The 19928-nt window shown below is 67.3% G+C and carries 20 protein-coding genes; 7 read left to right on the top strand and 13 right to left on the bottom strand.

The window, feature by feature from the left end; translation table 11 throughout:
- Positions 1-15: 15 nt before the first annotated feature.
- Positions 16-951 carry a LysR family transcriptional regulator gene (locus AC1RQK_RS37440; protein ID WP_492370897.1) on the top strand — a complete coding sequence of 312 codons (936 nt, stop codon included), beginning with the start codon at positions 16-18 and terminating at the stop codon, positions 949-951.
- 46 nt (positions 952-997) lie between these two features.
- Here AC1RQK_RS37440 and AC1RQK_RS37435 read toward each other — a convergent pair whose 3' ends face one another.
- Both AC1RQK_RS37435 and AC1RQK_RS37430 read right to left on the bottom strand, forming a co-directional pair.
- Complete coding sequence (locus AC1RQK_RS37435; protein ID WP_492370898.1) at positions 998-2074, bottom strand: maleylacetate reductase; 1077 nt, start codon at positions 2072-2074, stop codon at positions 998-1000.
- Between the two features lie 10 nt (positions 2075-2084).
- Complete coding sequence (locus AC1RQK_RS37430) at positions 2085-3101, bottom strand: tripartite tricarboxylate transporter substrate binding protein (RefSeq protein ID WP_416050847.1); 1017 nt, start codon at positions 3099-3101, stop codon at positions 2085-2087.
- 185 nt (positions 3102-3286) lie between these two features.
- Between AC1RQK_RS37430 and AC1RQK_RS37425 the strand changes: the two genes are divergently transcribed.
- Positions 3287-4219, top strand: coding sequence for a LysR family transcriptional regulator (locus AC1RQK_RS37425; protein WP_492814510.1), 933 nt, complete (start codon positions 3287-3289; stop codon positions 4217-4219).
- A 64-nt stretch (positions 4220-4283) separates the two neighbouring features.
- Here AC1RQK_RS37425 and AC1RQK_RS37420 read toward each other — a convergent pair whose 3' ends face one another.
- The 11 genes from AC1RQK_RS37420 to AC1RQK_RS37370 all read right to left on the bottom strand — a co-directional run bounded on the left by AC1RQK_RS37420 (position 4284) and on the right by AC1RQK_RS37370 (position 14946).
- A complete protein-coding gene (locus tag AC1RQK_RS37420) occupies positions 4284-5057 on the bottom strand; it encodes a helix-turn-helix transcriptional regulator (RefSeq protein ID WP_492814508.1) in 774 nt (257 codons plus the stop codon).
- Positions 5058-5106: 49 nt separating this feature from the next.
- Positions 5107-6222, bottom strand: coding sequence for a PAS domain-containing sensor histidine kinase (locus tag AC1RQK_RS37415; RefSeq protein ID WP_492370901.1), 1116 nt, complete (start codon positions 6220-6222; stop codon positions 5107-5109).
- Positions 6223-6302: 80 nt separating this feature from the next.
- Entirely contained in the window at positions 6303-6974 is a 672-nt protein-coding gene (locus AC1RQK_RS37410) for a response regulator transcription factor (protein WP_492370962.1), read from the bottom strand.
- 466 nt (positions 6975-7440) lie between these two features.
- Complete coding sequence (locus tag AC1RQK_RS37405; protein WP_492814506.1) at positions 7441-8469, bottom strand: LacI family DNA-binding transcriptional regulator; 1029 nt, start codon at positions 8467-8469, stop codon at positions 7441-7443.
- 100 nt (positions 8470-8569) lie between these two features.
- Positions 8570-9538: a tripartite tricarboxylate transporter substrate binding protein gene (locus AC1RQK_RS37400; RefSeq protein ID WP_492370903.1), complete on the bottom strand. Its 969-nt coding sequence runs from the start codon at positions 9536-9538 to the stop codon at positions 8570-8572.
- Between the two features lie 79 nt (positions 9539-9617).
- Positions 9618-10700 (bottom strand): porin, encoded by a 1083-nt coding sequence (locus AC1RQK_RS37395; RefSeq protein ID WP_492814504.1) that lies wholly within the window; start codon positions 10698-10700, stop codon positions 9618-9620.
- 199 nt (positions 10701-10899) lie between these two features.
- The gene (locus AC1RQK_RS37390) at positions 10900-11238 is read right to left on the bottom strand and encodes a cupin domain-containing protein (RefSeq protein ID WP_492814502.1); all 339 of its coding nucleotides are present in this window, start codon (positions 11236-11238) and stop codon (positions 10900-10902) included.
- Positions 11235-12212 (bottom strand): quinone oxidoreductase family protein, encoded by a 978-nt coding sequence (locus AC1RQK_RS37385; RefSeq protein ID WP_492814500.1) that lies wholly within the window; start codon positions 12210-12212, stop codon positions 11235-11237. Before AC1RQK_RS37385 ends, AC1RQK_RS37390 begins: the two co-directional genes overlap by 4 nt.
- Positions 12213-12273: 61 nt before the next feature.
- Positions 12274-13158, bottom strand: coding sequence for a beta-keto acid cleavage family enzyme (locus tag AC1RQK_RS37380; protein WP_492814498.1), 885 nt, complete (start codon positions 13156-13158; stop codon positions 12274-12276).
- Positions 13159-13224: 66 nt separating this feature from the next.
- Complete coding sequence (locus tag AC1RQK_RS37375) at positions 13225-13992, bottom strand: SDR family NAD(P)-dependent oxidoreductase (protein WP_492814496.1); 768 nt, start codon at positions 13990-13992, stop codon at positions 13225-13227.
- A gap of 24 nt (positions 13993-14016) precedes the next feature.
- Positions 14017-14946 (bottom strand): dioxygenase family protein, encoded by a 930-nt coding sequence (locus AC1RQK_RS37370; RefSeq protein ID WP_492814494.1) that lies wholly within the window; start codon positions 14944-14946, stop codon positions 14017-14019.
- Positions 14947-15093: 147 nt separating this feature from the next.
- Here AC1RQK_RS37370 and AC1RQK_RS37365 point away from each other — a divergent pair, with 147 nt between their 5' ends.
- The 5 genes from AC1RQK_RS37365 to AC1RQK_RS37345 all read left to right on the top strand — a co-directional run bounded on the left by AC1RQK_RS37365 (position 15094) and on the right by AC1RQK_RS37345 (position 19905).
- Positions 15094-15837 (top strand): YoaK family protein, encoded by a 744-nt coding sequence (locus tag AC1RQK_RS37365; RefSeq protein ID WP_492370909.1) that lies wholly within the window; start codon positions 15094-15096, stop codon positions 15835-15837.
- Between the two features lie 126 nt (positions 15838-15963).
- On the top strand, positions 15964-17358 hold the full coding sequence (locus AC1RQK_RS37360) for a selenium-binding protein SBP56-related protein (RefSeq protein WP_492814529.1): 1395 nt from the start codon (positions 15964-15966) through the stop codon (positions 17356-17358).
- A 51-nt stretch (positions 17359-17409) separates the two neighbouring features.
- Positions 17410-18093, top strand: coding sequence for a hypothetical protein (locus AC1RQK_RS37355; RefSeq protein ID WP_492814492.1), 684 nt, complete (start codon positions 17410-17412; stop codon positions 18091-18093).
- A gap of 178 nt (positions 18094-18271) precedes the next feature.
- Positions 18272-18964: an N-acetylmuramoyl-L-alanine amidase family protein gene (locus AC1RQK_RS37350; protein ID WP_492814490.1), complete on the top strand. Its 693-nt coding sequence runs from the start codon at positions 18272-18274 to the stop codon at positions 18962-18964.
- Positions 18949-19905, top strand: a complete 957-nt coding sequence (locus tag AC1RQK_RS37345; protein ID WP_492814488.1) for a lysozyme inhibitor LprI family protein — start codon at positions 18949-18951, stop codon at positions 19903-19905. The genes AC1RQK_RS37350 and AC1RQK_RS37345 overlap by 16 nt, the downstream gene beginning before the upstream one ends.
- Positions 19906-19928 lie beyond the last annotated feature (23 nt).

The raw sequence follows: 19928 nt of genomic DNA, 5'->3' as shown, positions 1-19928 counted from the left end.
TCGGGAACTTGAATCATGACAACGTCTGGTCGTCTTCAGCACAGTTTGGCCACCCGGCTCAGATTCCGGCATCTGACCTTGCTGCTTGCACTGGAGAAGCAGCGCTCTGTCTCGCGCGTCGCGGCTGAGATGAACCTGTCGCAGCCGGCTGTGACAAAGGCGCTTCACGAAGTCGAGGAGATATTCCTGGCGCCGCTGTTCATTCGCGCGCGGCGAGGGCTGGAGCCAACCGCGACCGGGGCGGCCGTGCTGGCCCACGCGCGCCTGGTGATGGCGGATACGGAGGCGCTGGGACACGAGCTGACCGCCATTGAGGCAGGCCTGCAAGGACGGCTACGTCTTGGTGTGATCCCGTACGTGTCCACTGCGGTGTTGGATGCGGTCTGCGCCCACTGCCTGGGGCAGACACCCGCAGTATCCGTGCTGGTGCATGAGGGGACGACTGACGAACTTGTGGCAGCGTTGCGCGCGCATGAGCTCGACTGCGCCATTGCGCGTATCTACTGCTCTCCCGGTGAAGATATCGTGCAAACGCAGCTCTATGCCGAGGAGCCCACGATTGTTGTGCATGCGGCGGCGGCTCGGCGCTTGAACGCGTCGGCTCTGAACTGGGCGCAACTGGCGGGATTAGATTGGATCCTTCCCCCGAACCACACGCCAATCCGGCGCACGATCGATACGCTGTTCGCAACGGCCGGCGCGGCTCCGCCGGTCGCGATCGTGGAAACGTTCTCGATCAAGACAATGGCCGCACTACTGCGCATGCGGCCGCGGGCAATCACCATCGTGCCGCGTGGCGTGGCAGAAGAACTGGTCGCACTAGGCAGTGCCATGCTACCTCACGCGCTGCAGTGGGATTTGCCTGCCGTGGGAGCAATCTGGCTACGCCGCGCGGAGCATAGGGGGGCGCTGGAGGGATTGGTTCTCGCTCTGCGTGCGGCAGTAACCTAGCCAGGGCTGCCCAGGAAGCATGCACGCAAGCGCGCATGCAACACGCTCAGGCAGGCCGCGCCCCATCAAACGCATCCTGCAGCAACTGCCGGATCGCCGCCCTCTCCAGCGGGCGCGGATTCGGGTACTGGTTCAGCAAGGCAAGCTCGCAAGCACGATCCAGATCGTAGTCCTGCATGCCGATATCGCGCAGCGCAACCGGTGCGCCATTGTCGCGGGCCAGATCGAACAGCGCTTGTGGCGCGCTGAGCACGCCAAGCGCCGATGCTACCGTGGCGATCGCCCCCGGCGCGGCACTCGCGTTATAGGCCAGCGCATGCGGCAGCACGATGGTGTGCACCTCGGCGTGCGGCAGGTTGAAGCTGCCGCCCAGCGTATGGCACAGCTTGTGATGCAGCGACATGCCAACGTTGGCCAGCACGCTGCCGCACAGCCACGCGCCATACAGCGCATCGCTGCGCGCGGCCAGCCTGTCCGGCGCGCTGCCGCTGGCATGCGCCTGGCGGATGGCGGGAAGCGCACGGCCCAGCGCGGCGATGCCTTCGCGCGCCATGAGGCTGGTGACGGGATTGGCATCGCTCGCGTAGAGCCCTTCGGCGGCGTGCGCGATGGCGTTGATGCCGCTGGTCACGCTCAGCATCAGCGGCAGGCCGAGTGTGAGCTCGGGGTCGTACACCACGGTGCGCGGCAGCACGCGCGCGTCGCGGCCGGTGCGCTTGATGCCGCCTTCGGTCAGGCCGAAGATCGGCGTCATCTCGGACCCCGAGTAGGTGGTTGGCACCGCCACGATCGGCAGGCCCGACTCCAGCGCGATAGCCTTGCCCAGCCCGATGGTGGAGCCGCCGCCGATCGCCACCGCGCCATCCGCGCCCAGGCGCGCGGCCTGCTCGCGGGCAGCGCGCGCGGATTCGATCGGCACGTGCATCACGGCACCGTCGAAGACGCCCGCGGCACGCTCGCCCAGCAGGTCCGCCACATGCTCGGCCTGGCCGCGCTGGCCTGGCGTGGACAGCACCAGGACGCGACGCGCGCCCAGCGCGTCGATCTCGGCGCCGAGCCGGGCCAGCGCGCCGGCGCCAAACACCACGCGCTGCGGATGGCTTTGGTAGACGAAGGATTTCATGATGCGATGCTCAGTCGGCCACGATATTGCGACTCTTGATCACGCGGGACCAGCGCTGCGACTCGCTCTTGACCAGTGCATTCATCTCCTGCCGGCCACCCGCCACCACCTCGAAGCCGCCGTCGGCCAGGCGCTGCGCCACCTTGGGGTCGCGCAGGGTAGCGCTCATGTCAGCCGCCAGCCGGTTCAGGATGGCCTCCGGCGTCTTGGCCGGTGCGATCATGCCGACCCACGAATAGACTTCGAAGCCCTTGTAGGTCTCGGCGATCGCCGGCACCGCGGGCAGGTGCGCATCGCGCTTGGGCGAGGTCACCGCCAGCGCGCGCAGCTTGCCGCCCTGGATATGCGGCAGCACCAGCGGCAGGCTGGCGATCATCGAATCGACGTGGCCGCCAAGCAGATCCGAGATGGCCGGGCCGCCGCCCTTGTAAGGGGTGTGGATGCCACTGGTGCCCGCGGTCTCGTGGAACAACTCGGCCGCTAGCTGGTTGGAGCTGCCGGCACCCACCGATGCATAAGAAACGGTGGCCGGCTTCTTCGCGGCGGCCACGTAATCCTGCAGCGTCTGGAACCGCGAGCTGGCCGGCACCACCAGCACCATGGGCGAGCGCACCATGTATGACACGCCGGTCAGGTCACGCTCTGGCGCGTATGGCAGCTTGGGGTACATCGACGATTCGGTGGCGAACGAGTCGAAGATCATCCCCACCGTGTAGCCGTCCGGCGCGCTGCGGGCGATGGCGCCCGTGCCGATGGTGCCGCCCGCGCCAGCGCGGTTCTCGATGACCACCGTCTGGCCAAGGCGGCCGCGGAAGTCCTCCTGGACCATGCGGCCTACCTTGTCGACCGTGCCGCCGGCCGCAAACGGGATAATCAGCGTGACCGGCTTGGCCGGGTAGGTTTGCGCGTTGGCGCCGCCAACAAGGCCGAGCGCCAGCGCGGCGGTGGCCGCCAGGCGCCGCAGCAGCGCCTGGCCGCGTGCGGCGTGGGGTTGATCGGAATGGCTTGTCTCCAGTCTTGTTGTCATTTTGTCTCTTCCTGTTGCGGTGACCGCGCCTCGCCATCGTGCACGCCGAGGCAGGTGCACGATGGCGTGCTTTTGCCAAAATTGCGAAGATAGCCCGGGCGAAAGGCGTGGATTCGATGCTAACCTGTCGCATCGGCCGGGGCAATCCGGTCCGGCCGCGAAACGCCTTTGCACAGGACGCACAAATGGAATCGGCAAAATTTGCGGAGAATCTTTCGATCTTTGTCGAGGTGGCGCAGGCGCGCAGCTTTTCCGCCGTGGCCCGCCGCAAGGGCATGGTGGCCTCATCGGTAGCCCGCCAGATCGACTCCCTGGAGAACGAGCTGCAGGTAGCGCTGTTTACCCGCTCCACCCGCGCGCTGGTCCGCACCGAAGCCGGCAACCTGCTGTTCGAGCGCGCGGTCAAGATCCTGCACGACATGACCGACGCGCGCAGCGAGGTCACCTCGCTGGAGCAGGGCGTGAGCGGCCTGCTGCGCGTAAGCTGCCTGCCCGCCTTTGGCCGGCGCCACGTGGTGCCGCACCTGGCCGCCCTCTATGACAAGTATCCGCGCCTGGCCATCGAACTGGACCTGACCGAGCGCATCGTCGACCCCGTGGTGGAGCGCATCGACCTGGTGATCCGCGTGGGCCAGCAGGCGGACAGCAGCCTGATCGCCCAGCGCGTGGCCAGCCAGCGCTACGTGATCTGCGCCTCTGCGGCTTACCTGGCGCGCCATGGCAAGCCGCGGCACGCCAGCGAGCTGGGCAGCCACCGGCTGATCGACCGCCGCCACAGCACCAGCATGCGCGGCTGGCGGGAGTTGCTGGACAGCGACGTCGCGCAGCAGGCCATGTTCGCCTTCGAGTGCGACGACTGCGATGCGCGGCGGCTATCGGTGCTGCAAGGGCTGGGCATTGCCCTGATGCCGGACTGGTCGATCGGCGGCGATATCGGCGATGGCCGCCTGATCGAGCTGGAGATGGATGGGCTGGCCCCGCAACCGGAAACCGGCATCTACCTGCTGCGCGCGCTGCCGCGCGCCAGCGCCAAGGTGCGGGCGTTCTGCGAGCACCTTGGCGCCAGCATCGGCAGCCCGCCGCGCTGGCAGGTGGCCATGGCGCCGGTGGGCGAATAACGCCGGGCTGGATGACACGGGAGCGCGCAGGATCACGCGGGCGCCCCTGGCCGCGCCGGCCCCGCTATTCGCCTGGCAGCAGCCCCAGGGCAATCGCCGTGCGCACCGCCTGCAAGCGGTTTCCCACATCCAGCTTGCGCATCACGTTGCGCATGTGGTGGGAAATGCCATGCTCGGAGATGCCGAGGATCTGCCCGGCCTCCCAGGAAGTCTTGCCCAGCGCCACCCAGCGCAGCACCTCCAGCTCCCGCGCCGTCAGCGACACCGCCGGCTCGGCGCGCCCGCGCGCGATCGCGCAGAAACGATCGAGCACGGCTTGCGTGATGGCCGGGCCGAACAGGCGCGCGCGACAGACGGCGGCCTCGTCGTCGCCCGCGCTGCCATCGAGCGACAGCAGCGCCAGCGTGCCCATCTCGTGGCTTGGCATGCTGGCGGAAAAGGCAATGGCCGCGGTCAGCCGGCGGTCCAGCTCGGCCCGTGCCAGCGCCGCGTCATCGGGGGGCCGCACCAGGGGTTCCGCGCTGCTGCACACCACCGGCCCCAGGGAATCGCGCGCCTTGACCAGCAGCGCCGCGAGGGCCTCGCCGTGGGCTTCCAGCGCCAAGCTCGCGCCACCAGGCAGGCTGGTCAGCGAACCGGCATGGGCCGCGCCGGAGCCCGGCAGCCCCTTGTAACGCAGATAGAAATGATTGAACCCGAGCAACCTGGCGGCGGTGCAGACAGCACCCGCCAGCCCCTCGATATCCTGGGCACGGTCGATGTCGCCCAGCAGCACGGCCAGGGCGGAGGGCGCATCCGCGGGAATCGCGGCGCCAAGCGAAATATCGGGAGAACGCATGTGTGAAAACCGCCGCTCTTGCTGCGGGATGGCATCTGTCAGACGCCAATCATAAGCGCGTTTCACGCACAGGCAGCGTAAAGCGGAATGTAGCGCCCGGACCCGGCTGCTCGTCAACCCAGATGCGCCCGCCGTGCGACTCCACCACCGAGCGGCAGATCGACAAGCCCATGCCGAGGCCCTCGGGCCGGGTGGTAAAGAATGCGTCGAACAGGTTCGGGATGTTCGCCGGCGCGATGCCCGGACCCGTGTCCTGCACCGTGCAGAGCACCCGCGGCGGCGCGGCGCCGAGCCGTTCGCACCGCACCAGGATCGAACGCAGGCCGGCTGGCACCGCCGCGCAGGCCTGCATGGCATTGAGCAGGAGGTTGATCAGCACCTGCTGCAGCTGGATGCGATCGCCCAGCACCGCCGGCAAGCCCGGCGCCACATGGGCGGACACCGCCACGCCCTGGTTGCCCATTTCCGGCATCAGCAGCGCCAGGGATTCAGCCAGGGCGGCGCCCAGGTCCACGGGCGCGCGCTGCGGCACGCTCTTGGCCGCCAGCGCGCGCGTGCGGCCGATGACGGCGCTGGCGCGCCGGCCCTCGCTGATCATGCGCTGCACCGCGCTGCGCGCCTCCTCCAGGTTGGGTTGCGCCCGGTCCAGCCAGCGCAGGCAGGCTTCCCCATGCGTGATGATGCCCGCCAGCGGCTGGCTGACTTCGTGCGCGATGGATGCCGTCAGTTCGCCCAGCACGGCGATGCGCGACACGTGCGCCAGTTCCGCCTGCGCCACGCGCAGCACTTCCTCGGCGCGGCGGCGCTCCGTGATATCGACCACGGTGCCGACAAAGCCCAGGCTGTGCTCGCTGCCCCGGCGCGGCTGTCCCACGCAGATGAGGTGCTTCTCTTCGCCGTTGTGGCACAGAATGCGGAACTCCTGCTGGAACGGCGTGCCCTCCTTGCACGCGCGGGCCATGCCGGCGAGCACGCGGGCACGCTCGCCGGCATGGATCATCGCCACCAAGGTGTGCATGCCCGGTGCGCCAGGCGCGGGGTCGAGCCCGAAGAGCCGGTACATCTCCGCCGACCAGCGCATCTCGCGCCGCGCCGGCCACCATTGCCAGCTGCCGGTCTTGCTGATGCGCTGGCCCTCGGCCAGGGAGGCCTCGCTTTCATGCAAGCCGCGCCGCCTCGCGCGGGCGTTGCCCAAGCTGCCTTTGCGCAGCGAATGACGCGGGGAATAGGGTCTGCGCATCGTGATCACGCCTGCGCCGCCGCGTTGGTCAGGCCGAGCACGTGCGCCATCACCACCAGTTCGGCAAAGGTCCGCGCGCCCATCTTCTTCATGGCCTGCGCGCGATGGATCTTGACCGTGACCGTGCTCAGGCCCACGTCGTCGGCAATCTGCTTGTTCATCAGGCCCGCCGCCGCCAGCGCCATGACTTCGCGCTCGCGCGATGTCAGCGTCTCGAACGCAGCCTTCAGTTCGCGCCCGCGCCGTTCGCAAGCGCGCCGCTGCACGTCCCTGCCGATGGCCTCCGTCACCGCATCGAGCAGGTCCTGGTCGCGGAACGGCTTGGTCAGGAAATGCGTTGCGCCGGCCCGCATCGCCATGACCGACATGGCAACGTCCGCGTGGCCGGAGATAAACACCACCGGCACCGGGCAGCCCACCTCGGCCAGCATGGCCTGCAGTTCCAGCCCGCTGGCCCCCCTGAGGCGCACATCCAGCACCAGGCAACACGGCACATCGGGAATCGGAAAGCACAGGAACTCGGCCGCGGAAGCAAAGGTCCTGACCTGGATATCCATCGAGCGGAACAGGCTGGCAATGCCATCGCGCAAGGCCGCGTCATCGTCAACGACCAGCACCACGCCGTCGTCGACGAGCCAGGCGCCGCCGGGACTGGGATAGCTGCCGGATATCGCCATGCCGCGTCCTATGCCCGGCACCTGGAGAAAAGGCATGCGACGATCATTTGAATCCTCTATTCTCAAACTCCGGGAAAAGCGGCAACGCGAGATGCGCCAACCTGCATGGCGGGCAGCGCGATTCTTCCCTATCCGCATGAGGCCGGCCATTGTCCAGGGGTGTGCACAGCCCATCCCTGGGTGTAGCCGGGGCGTGAGCCCATGCAAAGGACACCTCGCCAGCTTCACAACTCCGGCTGATTCCGGCTGCCTCGCGTCGATTTTGCAATCGTTTGCATTGTGAATGAAAGCACCGAAAGATCAAGGCCGAAAACGCCGCCGCGCCGGGTCCGCACAATCCGGAAATGGGCTGCAGCCCTTGCTGCGCATGGCTTTGAAGCCGACGGCCCGTGCCCACTACAAGGATGTGTAGTTGACCACCGTTGCGATTCCCGGAAAATGCGGGTTGCTACCTGCGAGAGCGCACCTAGTGCGCCGGCGGTGCCGTCGAGCCGCGTACGATCAGCTCCGGGCGGAGCACCACGCTGGCAGCCTCGGCCTTCGCGTTCTCGATGCGCGCCAGCAGCAGCGTCGCCGCCTGCACGCCCATCTCGTGAACGGCAATCCGGATGGTGGTGAGCGCAGGCGTGAGCGCATCGACAAAGGGCATATCGTTGTGGCCGATCACCGAGACGCGCGCCGGGCATGCAATCCCGGCCTCGCGCAGGTAGTCATAGCATCCCAGCGCCACCAGGTCGTTGCCCGCGGCGATCGCGGTCAGCGCGGGAAACTGCGCCAGCAGCGCGCGGCAGGCTTCGCGCCCCGCTTCGCGGCCGTAGCTTGCCGCTTCCACGATCATCCATTCGTCTTTGCGCAACTTGTTGCGCCGCACCGCATCGATAAAACCCTGCTTGCGCTGGTGGCCGGTGGACAGCGAGTCCGGCCCGGCGATATGGCCAATGCGGCGATGCCCGAGCGCCACCAGATGATCGACGGCGAGCCGCATCCCGAGCAGGTTGTCGCTGACCACGCAGGGCACCCGGCCGATATCCTCCCCGCGGTTGACCATCACCACGGGGATGTTCTGCTTGACGCAGTAGTCCAGCACGGCATCCTCGCGCTCGGCGGTCGCCAGGATCAGGCCGTCGACCTGGCGGCCCATCATCTGGTCGATGACAAAGCGCTGGCGCGTCTTGTCGGCGCCCACATTGACCACGATGGGCACATAGCCATGCGAGGCCAGTACGCCCTCGAGCCCGGCCAGGATCGGCGGGAACACGGGGTTGGAGATATCCGGCAGCACCACGCCGATGAGCCCGGAGCGCTTGGTGCGCAGCCCGGCGGCGATGCGGTTGGGCCGGAAGCCGAGCTCGTCGGCCATGCGCAGGATGCGCTCGGCCACCTCATCGGCAACCAGGTGCCGCGTGGCGGCATTCATCACCCGGGAAACGGTGGAGTAATGGACATCCGCCTTCGCCGCCAGGTCCTTCAGGGTAATGCGCTTGCGCTGGTCCATGCGGGCAGGGAGGCTGGTGTGCAGTGAGTGAGAACAAGCCATTTTAAGCGAAGACGCACGCGCCGCGCCCGCATCCTCGCCAACCGCCCTCTCGCGCCTCCTACTGCCCGGCCTGCACGCCGGACTGCCGCACCACCGGCGCCAGCTTGGCGATCTCTGCCTTGATATAGCGCTCGAACTCCTGGGGCGTGGACGTGCGCGCTTCGGCGCCTTGCACCGACAGCCGCTCGCGTACCTCCGGCGTGGCCAGCGCCTTGGCGATCTCGCCATTGAGCGCGGCCACGATCTCCTTGGGCGTGCCCGCGGGCGCCAGCACGCCGAACCATGACTCGAAGGCGTAGCCCGGCAAGCCTGATTCCGCCACCGTCGGGATGTCCGGCAAGGCGGTAGCCCGCTTCGGCGTGGTGACCGCCAGCGCCTTGAGCTTGCCCTGGCGCACGAACGGCATGGCGGAGACAGTGGGCGCAAACATCAGGTCGACACGGCCCGCCATGACATCGGTCAGCGCCTCGCCCGTGCCCTTGTAGGGAATGTGCGCGATATCCACGCCAGCTTCCATCTTGAACAGCTCCCCGCTCAGGTGGGTCGAGCTGCCGGACCCGGCGGAGTCGAAGTTCATCGTGCCAGGCTTGGCCTTGGCCGCTGCCACCACATCCTTGACCGAACCCAGCTTGCTGGCGCTGTTCACCACCAGCACGTTGGGCACCGTCGCCACCAGCGTCACCGGCGCGAAATCCTTGACGGTGTCGTACGACAGCTTGGGATAGAGCGTGGCATTGATGGCATGCCCGACCGATACCAGGATCAGGGTGTAGCCATCCGGCGCGGCCTTGGCGACCAGCCCCGCGCCGAGCGTGCCGCCCGCACCGGGCCGGTTCTCCACGATCATCTGGTAGCGGCCGGATTCGCCCAGCTTGTTGCCGATGATGCGGGCGAGGATGTCGGTCGCGCTGCCGGATGAGAATGGCACCACCAGACGGATCGGCTTGGCGGGATACTGGGGCGGCTGGGCGAGCGCGCCCACGGCGCTCACCGCGAGGGTGGCGCTCAGCAGGATGTTTCGAATCACGGTTGTCTCCTCCACCGCCTCGGGTCCGGCCGGATCGTGGTCCGGCCGGGCTGGGCGGCGCGATGGTCAGGTTCGAGGGTTAGAAGTTGTGGCGCATGCCTAGCGCAAAGGTCTGCGGATCGGCGCCTGCCGAAACGCCGAGGCTGTTGATGGCGAAGTCGTAGATAGCGTTTTTCCTGTTGTTGATGCGGCTGTAGTAGGTAAAGAGCGCGGTGCGCTTTGACAGCAGGTAGTCATAGCCGACCGTGAACTGGGTGGCGCCGGTCTGCGCGCCGCTGCGAAAGAACCCCACCGTCTCGGTGGCATTGCCGGCACCGTTGCTGGCCAGTGCGAAACCCAGCCTGATGCTGCCGGGCCCGAGCTTTTGCACCACCGAGGTGTAGTAGCCGTTGCGCGTCAGGTCGCCCGTGGCGGTGCGGTAGTGCAGCCGCTCATACAGGGCGGAGACCTTGGTGCTGGCAAGCTGGTAGGACACGCCCACCTTGATGGCATCGTCGTTGCGGCCCGCCGTCTGGTAGTGCTGGTGAACCTCGTAGGCCAGCGCCACGCTGAGCGGCCCGCGCTCATAGCTGGTGGCGAACGAGTACAGCGCCGGGTTGCGCGGCGTGGTGAGCTTTTCCTCGGGCACGCCCCAGCCCACGCCCGCGCGCAAGCCCCTCCATTCCGGGCTGCGGTATTGCACGATGTTCTGCTCGCGGCGATCGAAGGAGTGCGTGTCCTGGATGTTGTTGGTGCTCGATGCCGAGCCGTTGCTGATCAGCGCCATATACCCGGCGGTGGTCGGGTAATAGGGGTCGTATTCCATGGTGGCTTCGGTGTAGGGCGTGGTCCAGTGCCCCATGAAAAAAGTACCGTAATCACCGCTCAATCCAATGCGAGAGTTTCGTCCCGCAATCTGCCCGGCCCCGTTATCGATCGACAGGTTGCTCTCGATCTGCCAGATTGCCTTGAGCGAACCGCCAAGGCCCTCCTCGCCCCGCAAGCCGAAGACCGACCGGTTATTGGTCAGCCGTCCGGTGCCGCCCAGCACGGCGCCGTCGGTGGCGGTGCTGGCTCGGGAATACTCGATGCTGGTATTGAGCCGCCCATAGACCGTTACCGTGGATTGCGCATGCGCGGGCCCGCACACCGCCACCACGGCGAGCGCCCCGGCGCCAGCCATCAGAACCGGCCACGGGTGCCGGGGCGCGGGGCTCGCCGCGCTGTCCTTCGTTGTCTTCTGCCACCCATGCAACCGGTGCCTCCTATGCCTCCAGGCATTTCCCATATCTCTCTTCCCTATTGCGGATTCGCGGCGCGGCGTGGCGCGTCCGTCTGGTCAAGTTGAAGCATATGCAAACGTTTGCATTAAAAGTAAAAGTTCAAGGCGGGTACGGCATGGCCAGCAGCAGCATGGCGGGACGGTTGCCCGGATTCTCCACCTTGCGGGCTTCACCCGGCGCCAGGCAGACCGAGTCGTACTGAGACAGATGCACGACCTGCGCCCCGGTGCTGATGGTGACTTCCCCCTCCAGCACCACATAGTGCTTTTCCATGGGCGAGGCATCCAGCCCGGTATGGCCGCCCGGCAGGATCACCGAGACACCGAGCCAGAGCGACGCCGACGGCCCGGCCTCAAACCCCTGCAGGCGCAGGCAGCGCATGCCCTCGTGGCCGGGCGGGAAATAGGCCGGCGCGGCGGCGAACCGGGTCGTGTTCATGGCATCAGCACCACACGTTCCGAGGCGCCTTGCAGCACCGTACGGTAAGCCTCGGCGGCGCGCGCCAGCGCGAAGGTGTAGTCCGCGTGCACCGGGAAGGGCCTGAGCTGCCCGGCCGCGAACATGGGGCCGAGCTGATCGAAGACCGCCGCGCAAGCGATGCTGTCCATGGCCAGCGTGTCGATGCCCACATACGTATGCTGCCCGCGGTAGAAGGCGAAGATGTCGAACGGCACGGCGCGGTCGATGGTCGAGATGAAGATCTGCGCGGCACCGATCGCCATGGCCTTGTTGGCTTGCTCGAAGTACGGGCTGCCGACCGTGTTGTAGACGATATCCGCGCCGTGCCCGTCGGTCTCGTCGCGCACCACTTCGGCGATGTTGTCGCGGCTGGCGTCCAGCATGCGCACGGTGCTGCTGGCGTGGCCGCGAAACGGCCCGGCCTCGCGCTCCACGGCGAAGACGCGCGCCCCCAGCGCGGTGGCAATCTGGATGGTGGCCTGGCCAACCTTGCCGTTGCCGCCGCATACCAGCACCACGCTGCCCGCCTTCGGCAGGCCGGCGCGGCGCAGGCCCTCATAGGCGGTGACAAACGGCACGCCAACCGCGCCGGCTTCTTGCAAAGTTACATTGGCGGGCTTCTCGCGTACCGCGGCAACGTCGAGCGTCAGGTAGCGGCTGTGCGTGCCATCGCGGCGAATGCCAAGCTCGCCGCCGCTGCCCCAGACTTCCTTGCCCAGCAGGTGCGCGGGGCCGTCCACCACTACGCCGGCGTAGTCGCGGCCGGGCACGCGTGGCCATACGGCGTGCGGCATCAATCCCAGCGTGGCCTTGACATCGCTCGGGTTGACGCCCGCGCTGGCGACTTCGATGACGCATTGGCCGGAGCCGGGCACGGGCTTGGGAATGCCGACGAACTCGAGTTGCAGCGCGTCGATGTTCGCTGCCTTCTGGGAGACGCGGATAGTGTTCATGATGATGTGATGTTTGTGTATGTGTTCGTGTATTTGCTTGTGTATGTGCTGCCCTGCTCGTTCATGCCGCCCGCAGGCCGAGCGTGGCCCGGGCCTCGTGTGGCGACGCCAGCGCGCCGCCCAGCGATTTGATGATGTCGCGCGCCTTGGCGACCAGCGCTGCGTTGTCCGGGGCAAGCACGCCCTTCTCCAGGTAGATGTTGTCCTCCAGGCCAACGCGGACATGCCCGCCCGCCAGCCACGCCTGCGCCACGATCGGGAACTCCGCCCGGCCAACGCCAAAGGCGGACCAGTGCGCGCCCGGCGGCAGCATATTGCGCGCATAGAACAACGTCTCCGGCGTGGCCGCGAAACCGTATTTCACGCCGAGCACGAAGGTCCACAGGCCGGGGCCGTCCAGCACGCCTTCCTGGATGAAGTCGCGCGCCATGTGGAGGTCGCCGGAGTCGAAGATTTCAAGCTCCGGCATGACACCCGCCTCGCGGATGATGGCCGCCATCTTGCGTACGTTCCTGGGCGTGTTGATAACCACGTCCGCACCGGAATTCATGGTGTTGAGGTCCAGCGAACACACGTCGGGGCGCAGCGCGGCGATATGCGCGACACGTACTTCCGGGCGGACCAGGGTGGTGCCCGGGGCGGCGTTGCGGGGTTCGTCTTCGCCCGGCACGAAGCGCCCGCCCGGGCCGGTGGTCAGGTTGATGATGAGCGCCTTGTTGCGCTTGCGGATCAGCTCGATCACCTCGGCGTAGTACTCGAGCGCCATCGATGGGCGTCCGGTCTCGGGGTCGCGCACATGGATGTGGGCTGCGGCCGCGCCCGCCTCGGCCGCCTCCAGCGCCGCCGTGGCAATCTGCGCCGGCGTCACCGGCAGGCCGGGATGTTGCGCTGGGGTAACGATATTGCCGGTGACGGCGCAGGTAATGATGGTCTTTCTGCTATGCATGGTGAACGCGTTGGTATCTTGCCGTGTTGGTGTCTTACTGTCTTGAACAATGCGCCAGGGGCGGGATCAGCCAAGCTGGCGCCCGCCGTCGACCACGATGGTGGTGCCGGTGGAAAAGCGCAGCGAAGTGGCACAGGCCACGATGGCATCGGCGACGTCATCCGGCTTGCCGATGCGCTTGAGCGGCGTGGTCCTGGCCGCGCGCTCGTTGAAGGCGCTGTCGCGCCCGGGCACGAAATCGGTGTCGACCACGCCGGGCGATACGTTGAGCACGCGGATCTCGGGCGCCAGCGCGCGGCCCAGCGATACGGCCATCATGTCGAGCCCCGCCTTCACCGCGCAGTACGCCACGTTGCTACCCATGCCGGTGCGCCCCGCGATGGACCCCACGTTGACCACCAGCCCCTCGCCCGTGGCCTTCAGGTGCGGCGCCATGGCGCGGATCGCGGCGAACTGGCCGCGCCAGTTCACGGCGAACATCTCATCGATCAGCGCGTCGTCCAGCGCGTCGAGGTCGGCATGCGCTATCGCCTTGGTGAAGCCCGCGCTGTTGACCAGCATGTCGATGCGGCCGTACTTGCGCTGCACGTCATCGGCCAGGCGCACGAGCGAGGCGGTATCGCTGATCTGCGCCACCGCCGCGAGATGGTTGCCCGGCGGCAGTTCGGCCACCGCTCGCGCGGCAGTCTGCGCGTCGCGGCTGACCAGCACCACGCTGGCCCCCAGGGTTGCGAGCTTGCGCGCCGTCGCCATGCCGATACCGCCGGTGCCGCCGAGGATCACGGCAACCTTGCCAGCAAGTTGCGGCGTCGGAGCTTGTTGTTGAATGGTCATCGTCAGTTCTTCCGTGGTCGGTAATCAGTCGATCGGCGGCGTCGGGAAGGTCTGCTCGCCCGGCTCCAGCACAAAGTTGAAATCCAGCGTGTAGAACGGCGCCGGGAAACCGCCCCATGGGCTTGTGCCTTCGTCCACGCGCCGGAAATGGCCCACCAGTTCCCGGTGCACGCCAAAGGTCACGTCCGACTCCAGGTGCTCGGAATCGTCGGCGAAGACCTGCGTGACAAGCGTGCGATAACCCGGTGCCGCGGCGATGAAATGAATGTGCGCCGGGCGGTACGGATGGCGGTTCTGTTCGGCCAGCAGCTGACCGACGGGGCCGCCCGTCGGCACGGGATAGCCCGCCGGGCGCACCGAGCGGAAATGGAAGCGGCCTTGCGCATCGGTCCGAAAGGCGCCGCGCAGGTTCTTGTCCGGTTGCGAGGGGTCCTGGTTGTCATAGAGGCCAACCGGCGAAGCCTGCCACGCTTCCACCAGCGCGCCGGCCAGGGGCTCGCCGGCGGTGTTGCGCACTTGCCCCCTCACAAACAATGGCAGCCCCGGCGTCTCGCCTTGCACCACGCAATCCCCGCACGCGTAAGCGGGCGCGCCGCCGCGATAGAACGGGCCCAGCAGGGCGCCCGGCGTGCGGCCATCGGTGATGCCGTTGTTCATCAGCGTCACCAGCGTTGACAGCCCCAGCACATCGGCCGCCAGCACTACCTCGTTGTTGGTTGCGTTGGTCGCATGGCCCAGCGCCGCAACAAAGCGCAGCCCGAACTCGAACTCCTCGTCGCTGGGCCGCACCTGCCTCAGGAACGCGTGCAGATGATCGACCAGCGCGTCGACGACCTCCCGCAGGCGCGGGTCGGTGGTATCGCGCATCGCCTGCTTGACCAGTTGGCTGAGCGTGTGTTCGTCGTCCACCACGGACAGGCCGCGGCCGAGCTTCGAGGCAAGTGTCGTCTCCATATTCATCTCTGGGTTCCATTCTTTGCAAACGTTTGCATTATGGGCCGGGTTCTGGAAAAATCAAGAACATTTGCAATTGGACAGGCCCGCGCGTCCTATGCTGTAGTACGGGCGAGCGCCCTCCTCTTCACAAACATGAACCCCGCCATGCAGACCACGCCACAGTCCTCGCCGCCCACGCAACCGCAGGCAATCGCCAGCCAGGTGTTCAAGGGCGCCATGCTCAGCCTGGTAGCGGGCTACGTCGATGTAGTCGGCTTTATCGCCCTGTTCGGCCTGTTCACCGCGCACGTCACCGGCAACTTTGTCATGCTCGGCGTGGCGCTCGCGCACGCGACCGGTGGCGTGCTGGCCAAGCTGCTGGCGCTGCCGGTGTTCGCGCTTTCGGTGGCGGCGACGAAGATCGCCGTCGATGCCATGCAGGCGCGCGGCAGGCCACCGCTGCCGCCGCTGCTGGTCACGCAAGGATTGTTGCTTGCCGCCTTCATGCTGGCGGGCTGCGTGGCCTCGCCCATGGCCTCGCCCGACATGCCATCGGCCATTGCAACCGGCATGCTGGGGGTGGCCGCCATGGCGGTCCAGAACGCGCAATCCCGGATCGTGCTGACCGACCATGTGCCGACCACCATCATGACGGGCAACAGCACGCAGGTCATCATCGACCTGGTCGAGCTGCGCAGCGCCTCGGCCGACAAGGTGGCCGCGGCGAAGAACCGGCTGCGCAAGATGGTCCCCGCCATCGCCGCATTCGCGGCCGGCGCCGTGTCGGGCGCGTATGCCTATGTGCAGGCGTCGTACTGGTGCCTTGCCGTGCCGATCCTCATCCTGCTGGCGCTGGCGTATAGCTACCGGGCCGGCCCTGCCGCGTCCCTGGCCGGCAGACAAGCGTAGCGCCAAGGTAAAGCCATTGGAGCATGCCTCAGCCGGCGCCCGACGTCCGCCGCGATGTGTCCTATAGTTCAAAGCCAGTGGCAGCCGGCAAGCGCCACGGCAAGGCAAGGCACAAGGAGACGCATGATGGCAACCTGGAAGCCCGATCCCAGTTTCTACCCGTCGCCCCGTCTGGCCGCAAAGGCGCCGCCCGAAGCACTCGCCTACGTGGCGATGTTCGATCCCACACGTACCCAGCCTGACGGCATTGCCGTAGTCGACGTCGATCCCGCCTCCAAGGCCTACGGCACTATCGTCGGCCAGGTCATGGTGCCCAACGCGGGCGACGAACTGCATCACTTCGGCTGGAACGCCTGCTCGTCCTGCCTGTGCCCCAACGCCCCGCACCCGCATATGGAGCGGCGCTACCTGGTGGTGCCGGGCCTGCGCTCGTCGCGCATCTACATCATCGACACCAAGCCTGATCCGTTGCGGCCAGCCATTGCCAAGATCATCGAGCCGGGCGAACTGGCCGAGCGCACCGGTTACTCGCGCCCGCATACCGTGCATTGCGGCCCCGGCGGCATCTACGTGACCGCGCTGGGCAACGCAGAGGGCAAGGGGCCGGGCGGCATCATGCTGCTGGACCAGCAGGGCTTTGATCCGCTCGGGCAATGGGAAGTGGAGCGCGGCCCGCAGCATTTTGCCTATGACGGCTGGTGGCACCTTGGCTTCGACACGCTGGTGACCAGCGAATGGGGCACGCCGGACATGATCGAGGATGGCCTGGTGCCGGAGATCCTGCTCGGCTCGCGCTATGGCAGGCGGCTGCATTTCTGGGACATGACCAAGCGCAAGCACCTGCAGGAGATCGACTTCGGCGAGGAATACCAGCTCGTGTTCGAGCTGCGCCCCGCGCACGACCCCACCAAGGCGTACGGCTTCGTCAACTGCGTGATCAGCCTGAAGGACCTGTCCTCCTCCATCTGGGTCTGGTATCGGGACGAAGGCAAATGGGCGATCCGCAAGATCATCGATATCCCGGCGGAGGCTGCGGACCCCGACCTGCTGCCGCCCATCCTCAAGGGCTTCAAGGCGGTGCCGCCGCTGGTCAGCGATATCGACCTGTCGATGGACGACCGCTTCCTCTACGTGTCCTGCTGGGGCACCGGCGACCTGCTGCAGTACGACGTCTCCGACCCGTTCGCGCCCAGGCAGACCGGCTGCGTGCGCATCGGCGGCATCGTCTCGCGCGCCACGCATCCGGGAGCAGGTGGCGCCGCGCTCAACGGCGGCCCACAAATGGTGGAGGTCAGCCGCGACGGGCGGCGCATCTACTTCACCAACTCGCTTTACGGCGCGGTCGATGCGCAGTTCTACCCGGAGGGCATCGAGGGCTGGGTGGTCAAGCTCGACGCCGCGCCCGAAGGCGGCATCCGCTTCGACCCACGGTTCTTCCTGCGCTGGCCGGCGGGCCATCGCCCGCACCAGGTCAGGCTGGAAGGGGGTGACTGCTCGTCGGATTCGTACTGCTACCCATAGACGCATAACGTCATAGCGCCATAACATCGCCGCACCGAGAGCGCCCCCGCCATGTTTGCCACCACAGGCGTGCCGCTGGGCACGCAGTTCGCCACCCAGTGGTCCGCCCTGTGGCCACTCTGGTGGCCATGGCTGGCCATCGCCGCGCTGGGCCTGTTTCACGGCATCAATCCCGCCATGGGCTGGCTGTTTGCCGTGGCGCTAGGGCTGCATCGGGGGCGGCGCAAGGTGGTGCTGCTGGCGCTGCTGCCGATCGCGCTCGGCCACGCCATCGCGGTGGCCCTGGTGCTGGCCGCCACGCTCACGCTTGGCAGCCTGCTAGATCCCCAATGGCTGGCGCGCGCCGGCGGCGCGGTGCTGATCGGCTGGGCCGCCTGGCATGCGCTGCGCGGGCATCGCCAGCGCCCCCGCGTAGGCATGCAGGCCGGCATGGCCGGGCTGGCGCTATGGTCGTTCCTGATGGCGGGCACGCACGGCGCGGGGCTGATGCTGGTGCCGGTGCTGCTGCCGTTGTGCCGCGCCGCCGGCGCACCGGCGGCAGGCGGACCGCTCATGCCAGCGCTGCTGGCGCTCGGGCTTCACACGCTGGCCATGCTGCTTGCCATCGGCACCGTGGCGCTGCTGGTGTACGACCGCATCGGCGTGGGTTTCCTGCGCACCGGCTGGATCAACCTGGACCGGGTGTGGACGGTGGCGTTGACGGGGTGCGGCACGGCATTGCTGTTGATGGCGTAGGCCGATGGCAACCCGATAGAATCGTGGGCCTATCGATTTAGCGCAGGTTTTAGCGCCTATGCAAGCTATGCAGTCTCTGACTCCGGTGCGATTGGCCCGGCTGGTGTTCGCCGGCCTGGCGTTGGCTTTGTCGCTCCCGGCAAGCCCGGCATCGCAACAGTGCGACAGGAGTCGTTTCGTGATTGCCATTGATGCGGGACATACAGCCAGCCACCCGGGCGCAACGAGCGCGCGCGGCGTGCCCGAGTTCGAGTTCAACACGCGCCTCGCCGCAACGCTGGTGCCGGTGCTGGCGGGCATGGGGTTCGCCAACGTATTGCTGACCAACGAGCGCGGCGCGGATATCTCGCTGACAGACCGCTCCGAGCTGGCGAATCGCCGCGCGGCGGATCTGTTCCTATCGCTCCATCACGACTCGGTCCAGCCGCGTTATCTTTCCGCATGGACCTATGAGGCCAGGCCGCAGCGCTACAGCGACGACTTCAGCGGCTACTCGATCTTTTACTCCGGCCAAAACCAGCAGCCAGACGAAAGCCTGCGGTTCGCGCGCGTGCTGGGGTCCGAGCTGCACGGGCACTGCCTGCGCCCCACCTTGCACCATGCCGAAAAGATCGAAGGCGAGAACAGGGAACTGGTCGACCCGGATCTGGGCATCTACAGGTTCGATGCACTCAAGGTCCTGGCTACCACGAAGATGCCGGCGGTGCTGTTCGAAGCCGGGGTGATCGTCAACCGCGCCGAGGAAGCCCGGCTTGGAGATCCCGCGTACAGGCAGATGATGGCCGAGTCGATCGGCGCGGCGGTCGCCCGGTTCTGTGCCGGCGACAACGGTGCGGCAACAGCAGGTGCTCAATCATGCTTTCCTCCCTGATGGCGCCGGGCGGCGGCGCGCGAACGCGACGGACCGGCCAGTGCTCGCAACTTGCGCGGCATGCCGCATGGGCGACAGTCATCGCCCTGCTCGCCCTATGCGCCGTGGCACCGGTGGCGCATGCCGCGCCCTCGGGGCGGGTCGTGGGCACGCTGCTGCGCACCGGCGAATGGCTGGTGCATCAGTTGCGGGAATACGCGGTCCACGAAGCCATCGGTTTCGGGCTCGACGCGCTCGGCATCACCGAAGCCAAGGCCAATGAGCAAGAACTGAAGACACTCGAAAAACAGCTGGAGGCCAGCCTGGCCGCCAGCGCCGAGAACAGCGCGGCAAAGCAGGCGGAGCTGCGCGAGCAACTCCACGCCGCCGACGTACAGCTGGCGGCGCTGCGCCAATTGCAGACCCAGCGCCTGAGCGCGGCCGATACGAAGCAATTGCGTGACCAGGTCGAGGACAGCATGCAGCGGATCCTGACCGTGATCAACGAACACGAGCGCAGGCTGGACGCCCTGGAGCGCGACCTGAACGCCTTGAAGACGCGCGTGGCGCAGATCGATACGGCGCCGCCGCGCGCGGCGGCGCCGTACAACGCAGGAGCGGCGATGCTGCCGCCGAGCTTCAACTGCAGCAACGCCAGGACCGGGCCGGAAAAACTGATCTGCAATGACCGCCGGCTTGGCGACGCGGACGGACGGCTGGGGACCATCTACGAAAACCTGCATTTCTTCCTGAACAGCGCCGAATTCATCCAGGTGAGGGACGACGAACGGCGCTGGATCCGCTGGCGGGATGACCGCCTGGCAACGGATTGCGCGCGAGGCGGGCAGTTCGACATGAACTGCGCCATCGGCCTGTGGGAGACCCGAATCGTGCAGTTGCAGGGGAAGCTGAAGAGCATCCAGCAGGCTCGCGGCGAGCCTTACAGGGCAAGCGGGCGGTAGAGGCAAGGGCGTCGTCGCACGGC

It is taken from the genome of Cupriavidus sp. GW822-FHT02D05 (assembly GCF_058802485.1).
The sequence above is the reverse complement of the archived record's forward strand: the minus strand, read 5'-3'. Positions and strand labels throughout refer to the sequence as shown.

Bases quoted from the DNA above. Each gene is read 5' to 3' on its own strand.
- AC1RQK_RS37440 (WP_492370897.1), top strand. From the start codon at position 16: ATGACAACGTCTGGTCGTCTTCAGCACAGTTTGGCCACCCGGCTCAGA.
- AC1RQK_RS37435 (WP_492370898.1), bottom strand. From the start codon at position 2,074: ATGAAATCCTTCGTCTACCAAAGCCATCCGCAGCGCGTGGTGTTTGGC.
- AC1RQK_RS37430 (WP_416050847.1), bottom strand. From the start codon at position 3,101: ATGACAACAAGACTGGAGACAAGCCATTCCGATCAACCCCACGCCGCA.
- AC1RQK_RS37425 (WP_492814510.1), top strand. From the start codon at position 3,287: ATGGAATCGGCAAAATTTGCGGAGAATCTTTCGATCTTTGTCGAGGTG.
- AC1RQK_RS37420 (WP_492814508.1), bottom strand. From the start codon at position 5,057: ATGCGTTCTCCCGATATTTCGCTTGGCGCCGCGATTCCCGCGGATGCG.
- AC1RQK_RS37410 (WP_492370962.1), bottom strand. From the start codon at position 6,974: ATGGCGATATCCGGCAGCTATCCCAGTCCCGGCGGCGCCTGGCTCGTC.
- AC1RQK_RS37405 (WP_492814506.1), bottom strand. From the start codon at position 8,469: ATGGACCAGCGCAAGCGCATTACCCTGAAGGACCTGGCGGCGAAGGCG.
- AC1RQK_RS37395 (WP_492814504.1), bottom strand. From the start codon at position 10,700: ATGGCTGGCGCCGGGGCGCTCGCCGTGGTGGCGGTGTGCGGGCCCGCG.
- AC1RQK_RS37390 (WP_492814502.1), bottom strand. From the start codon at position 11,238: ATGAACACGACCCGGTTCGCCGCCGCGCCGGCCTATTTCCCGCCCGGC.
- AC1RQK_RS37385 (WP_492814500.1), bottom strand. From the start codon at position 12,212: ATGAACACTATCCGCGTCTCCCAGAAGGCAGCGAACATCGACGCGCTG.
- AC1RQK_RS37380 (WP_492814498.1), bottom strand. From the start codon at position 13,158: ATGCATAGCAGAAAGACCATCATTACCTGCGCCGTCACCGGCAATATC.
- AC1RQK_RS37375 (WP_492814496.1), bottom strand. From the start codon at position 13,992: ATGACCATTCAACAACAAGCTCCGACGCCGCAACTTGCTGGCAAGGTT.
- AC1RQK_RS37370 (WP_492814494.1), bottom strand. From the start codon at position 14,946: ATGGAGACGACACTTGCCTCGAAGCTCGGCCGCGGCCTGTCCGTGGTG.
- AC1RQK_RS37365 (WP_492370909.1), top strand. From the start codon at position 15,094: ATGCAGACCACGCCACAGTCCTCGCCGCCCACGCAACCGCAGGCAATC.
- AC1RQK_RS37360 (WP_492814529.1), top strand. From the start codon at position 15,964: ATGGCAACCTGGAAGCCCGATCCCAGTTTCTACCCGTCGCCCCGTCTG.
- AC1RQK_RS37355 (WP_492814492.1), top strand. From the start codon at position 17,410: ATGTTTGCCACCACAGGCGTGCCGCTGGGCACGCAGTTCGCCACCCAG.
- AC1RQK_RS37345 (WP_492814488.1), top strand. From the start codon at position 18,949: ATGCTTTCCTCCCTGATGGCGCCGGGCGGCGGCGCGCGAACGCGACGG.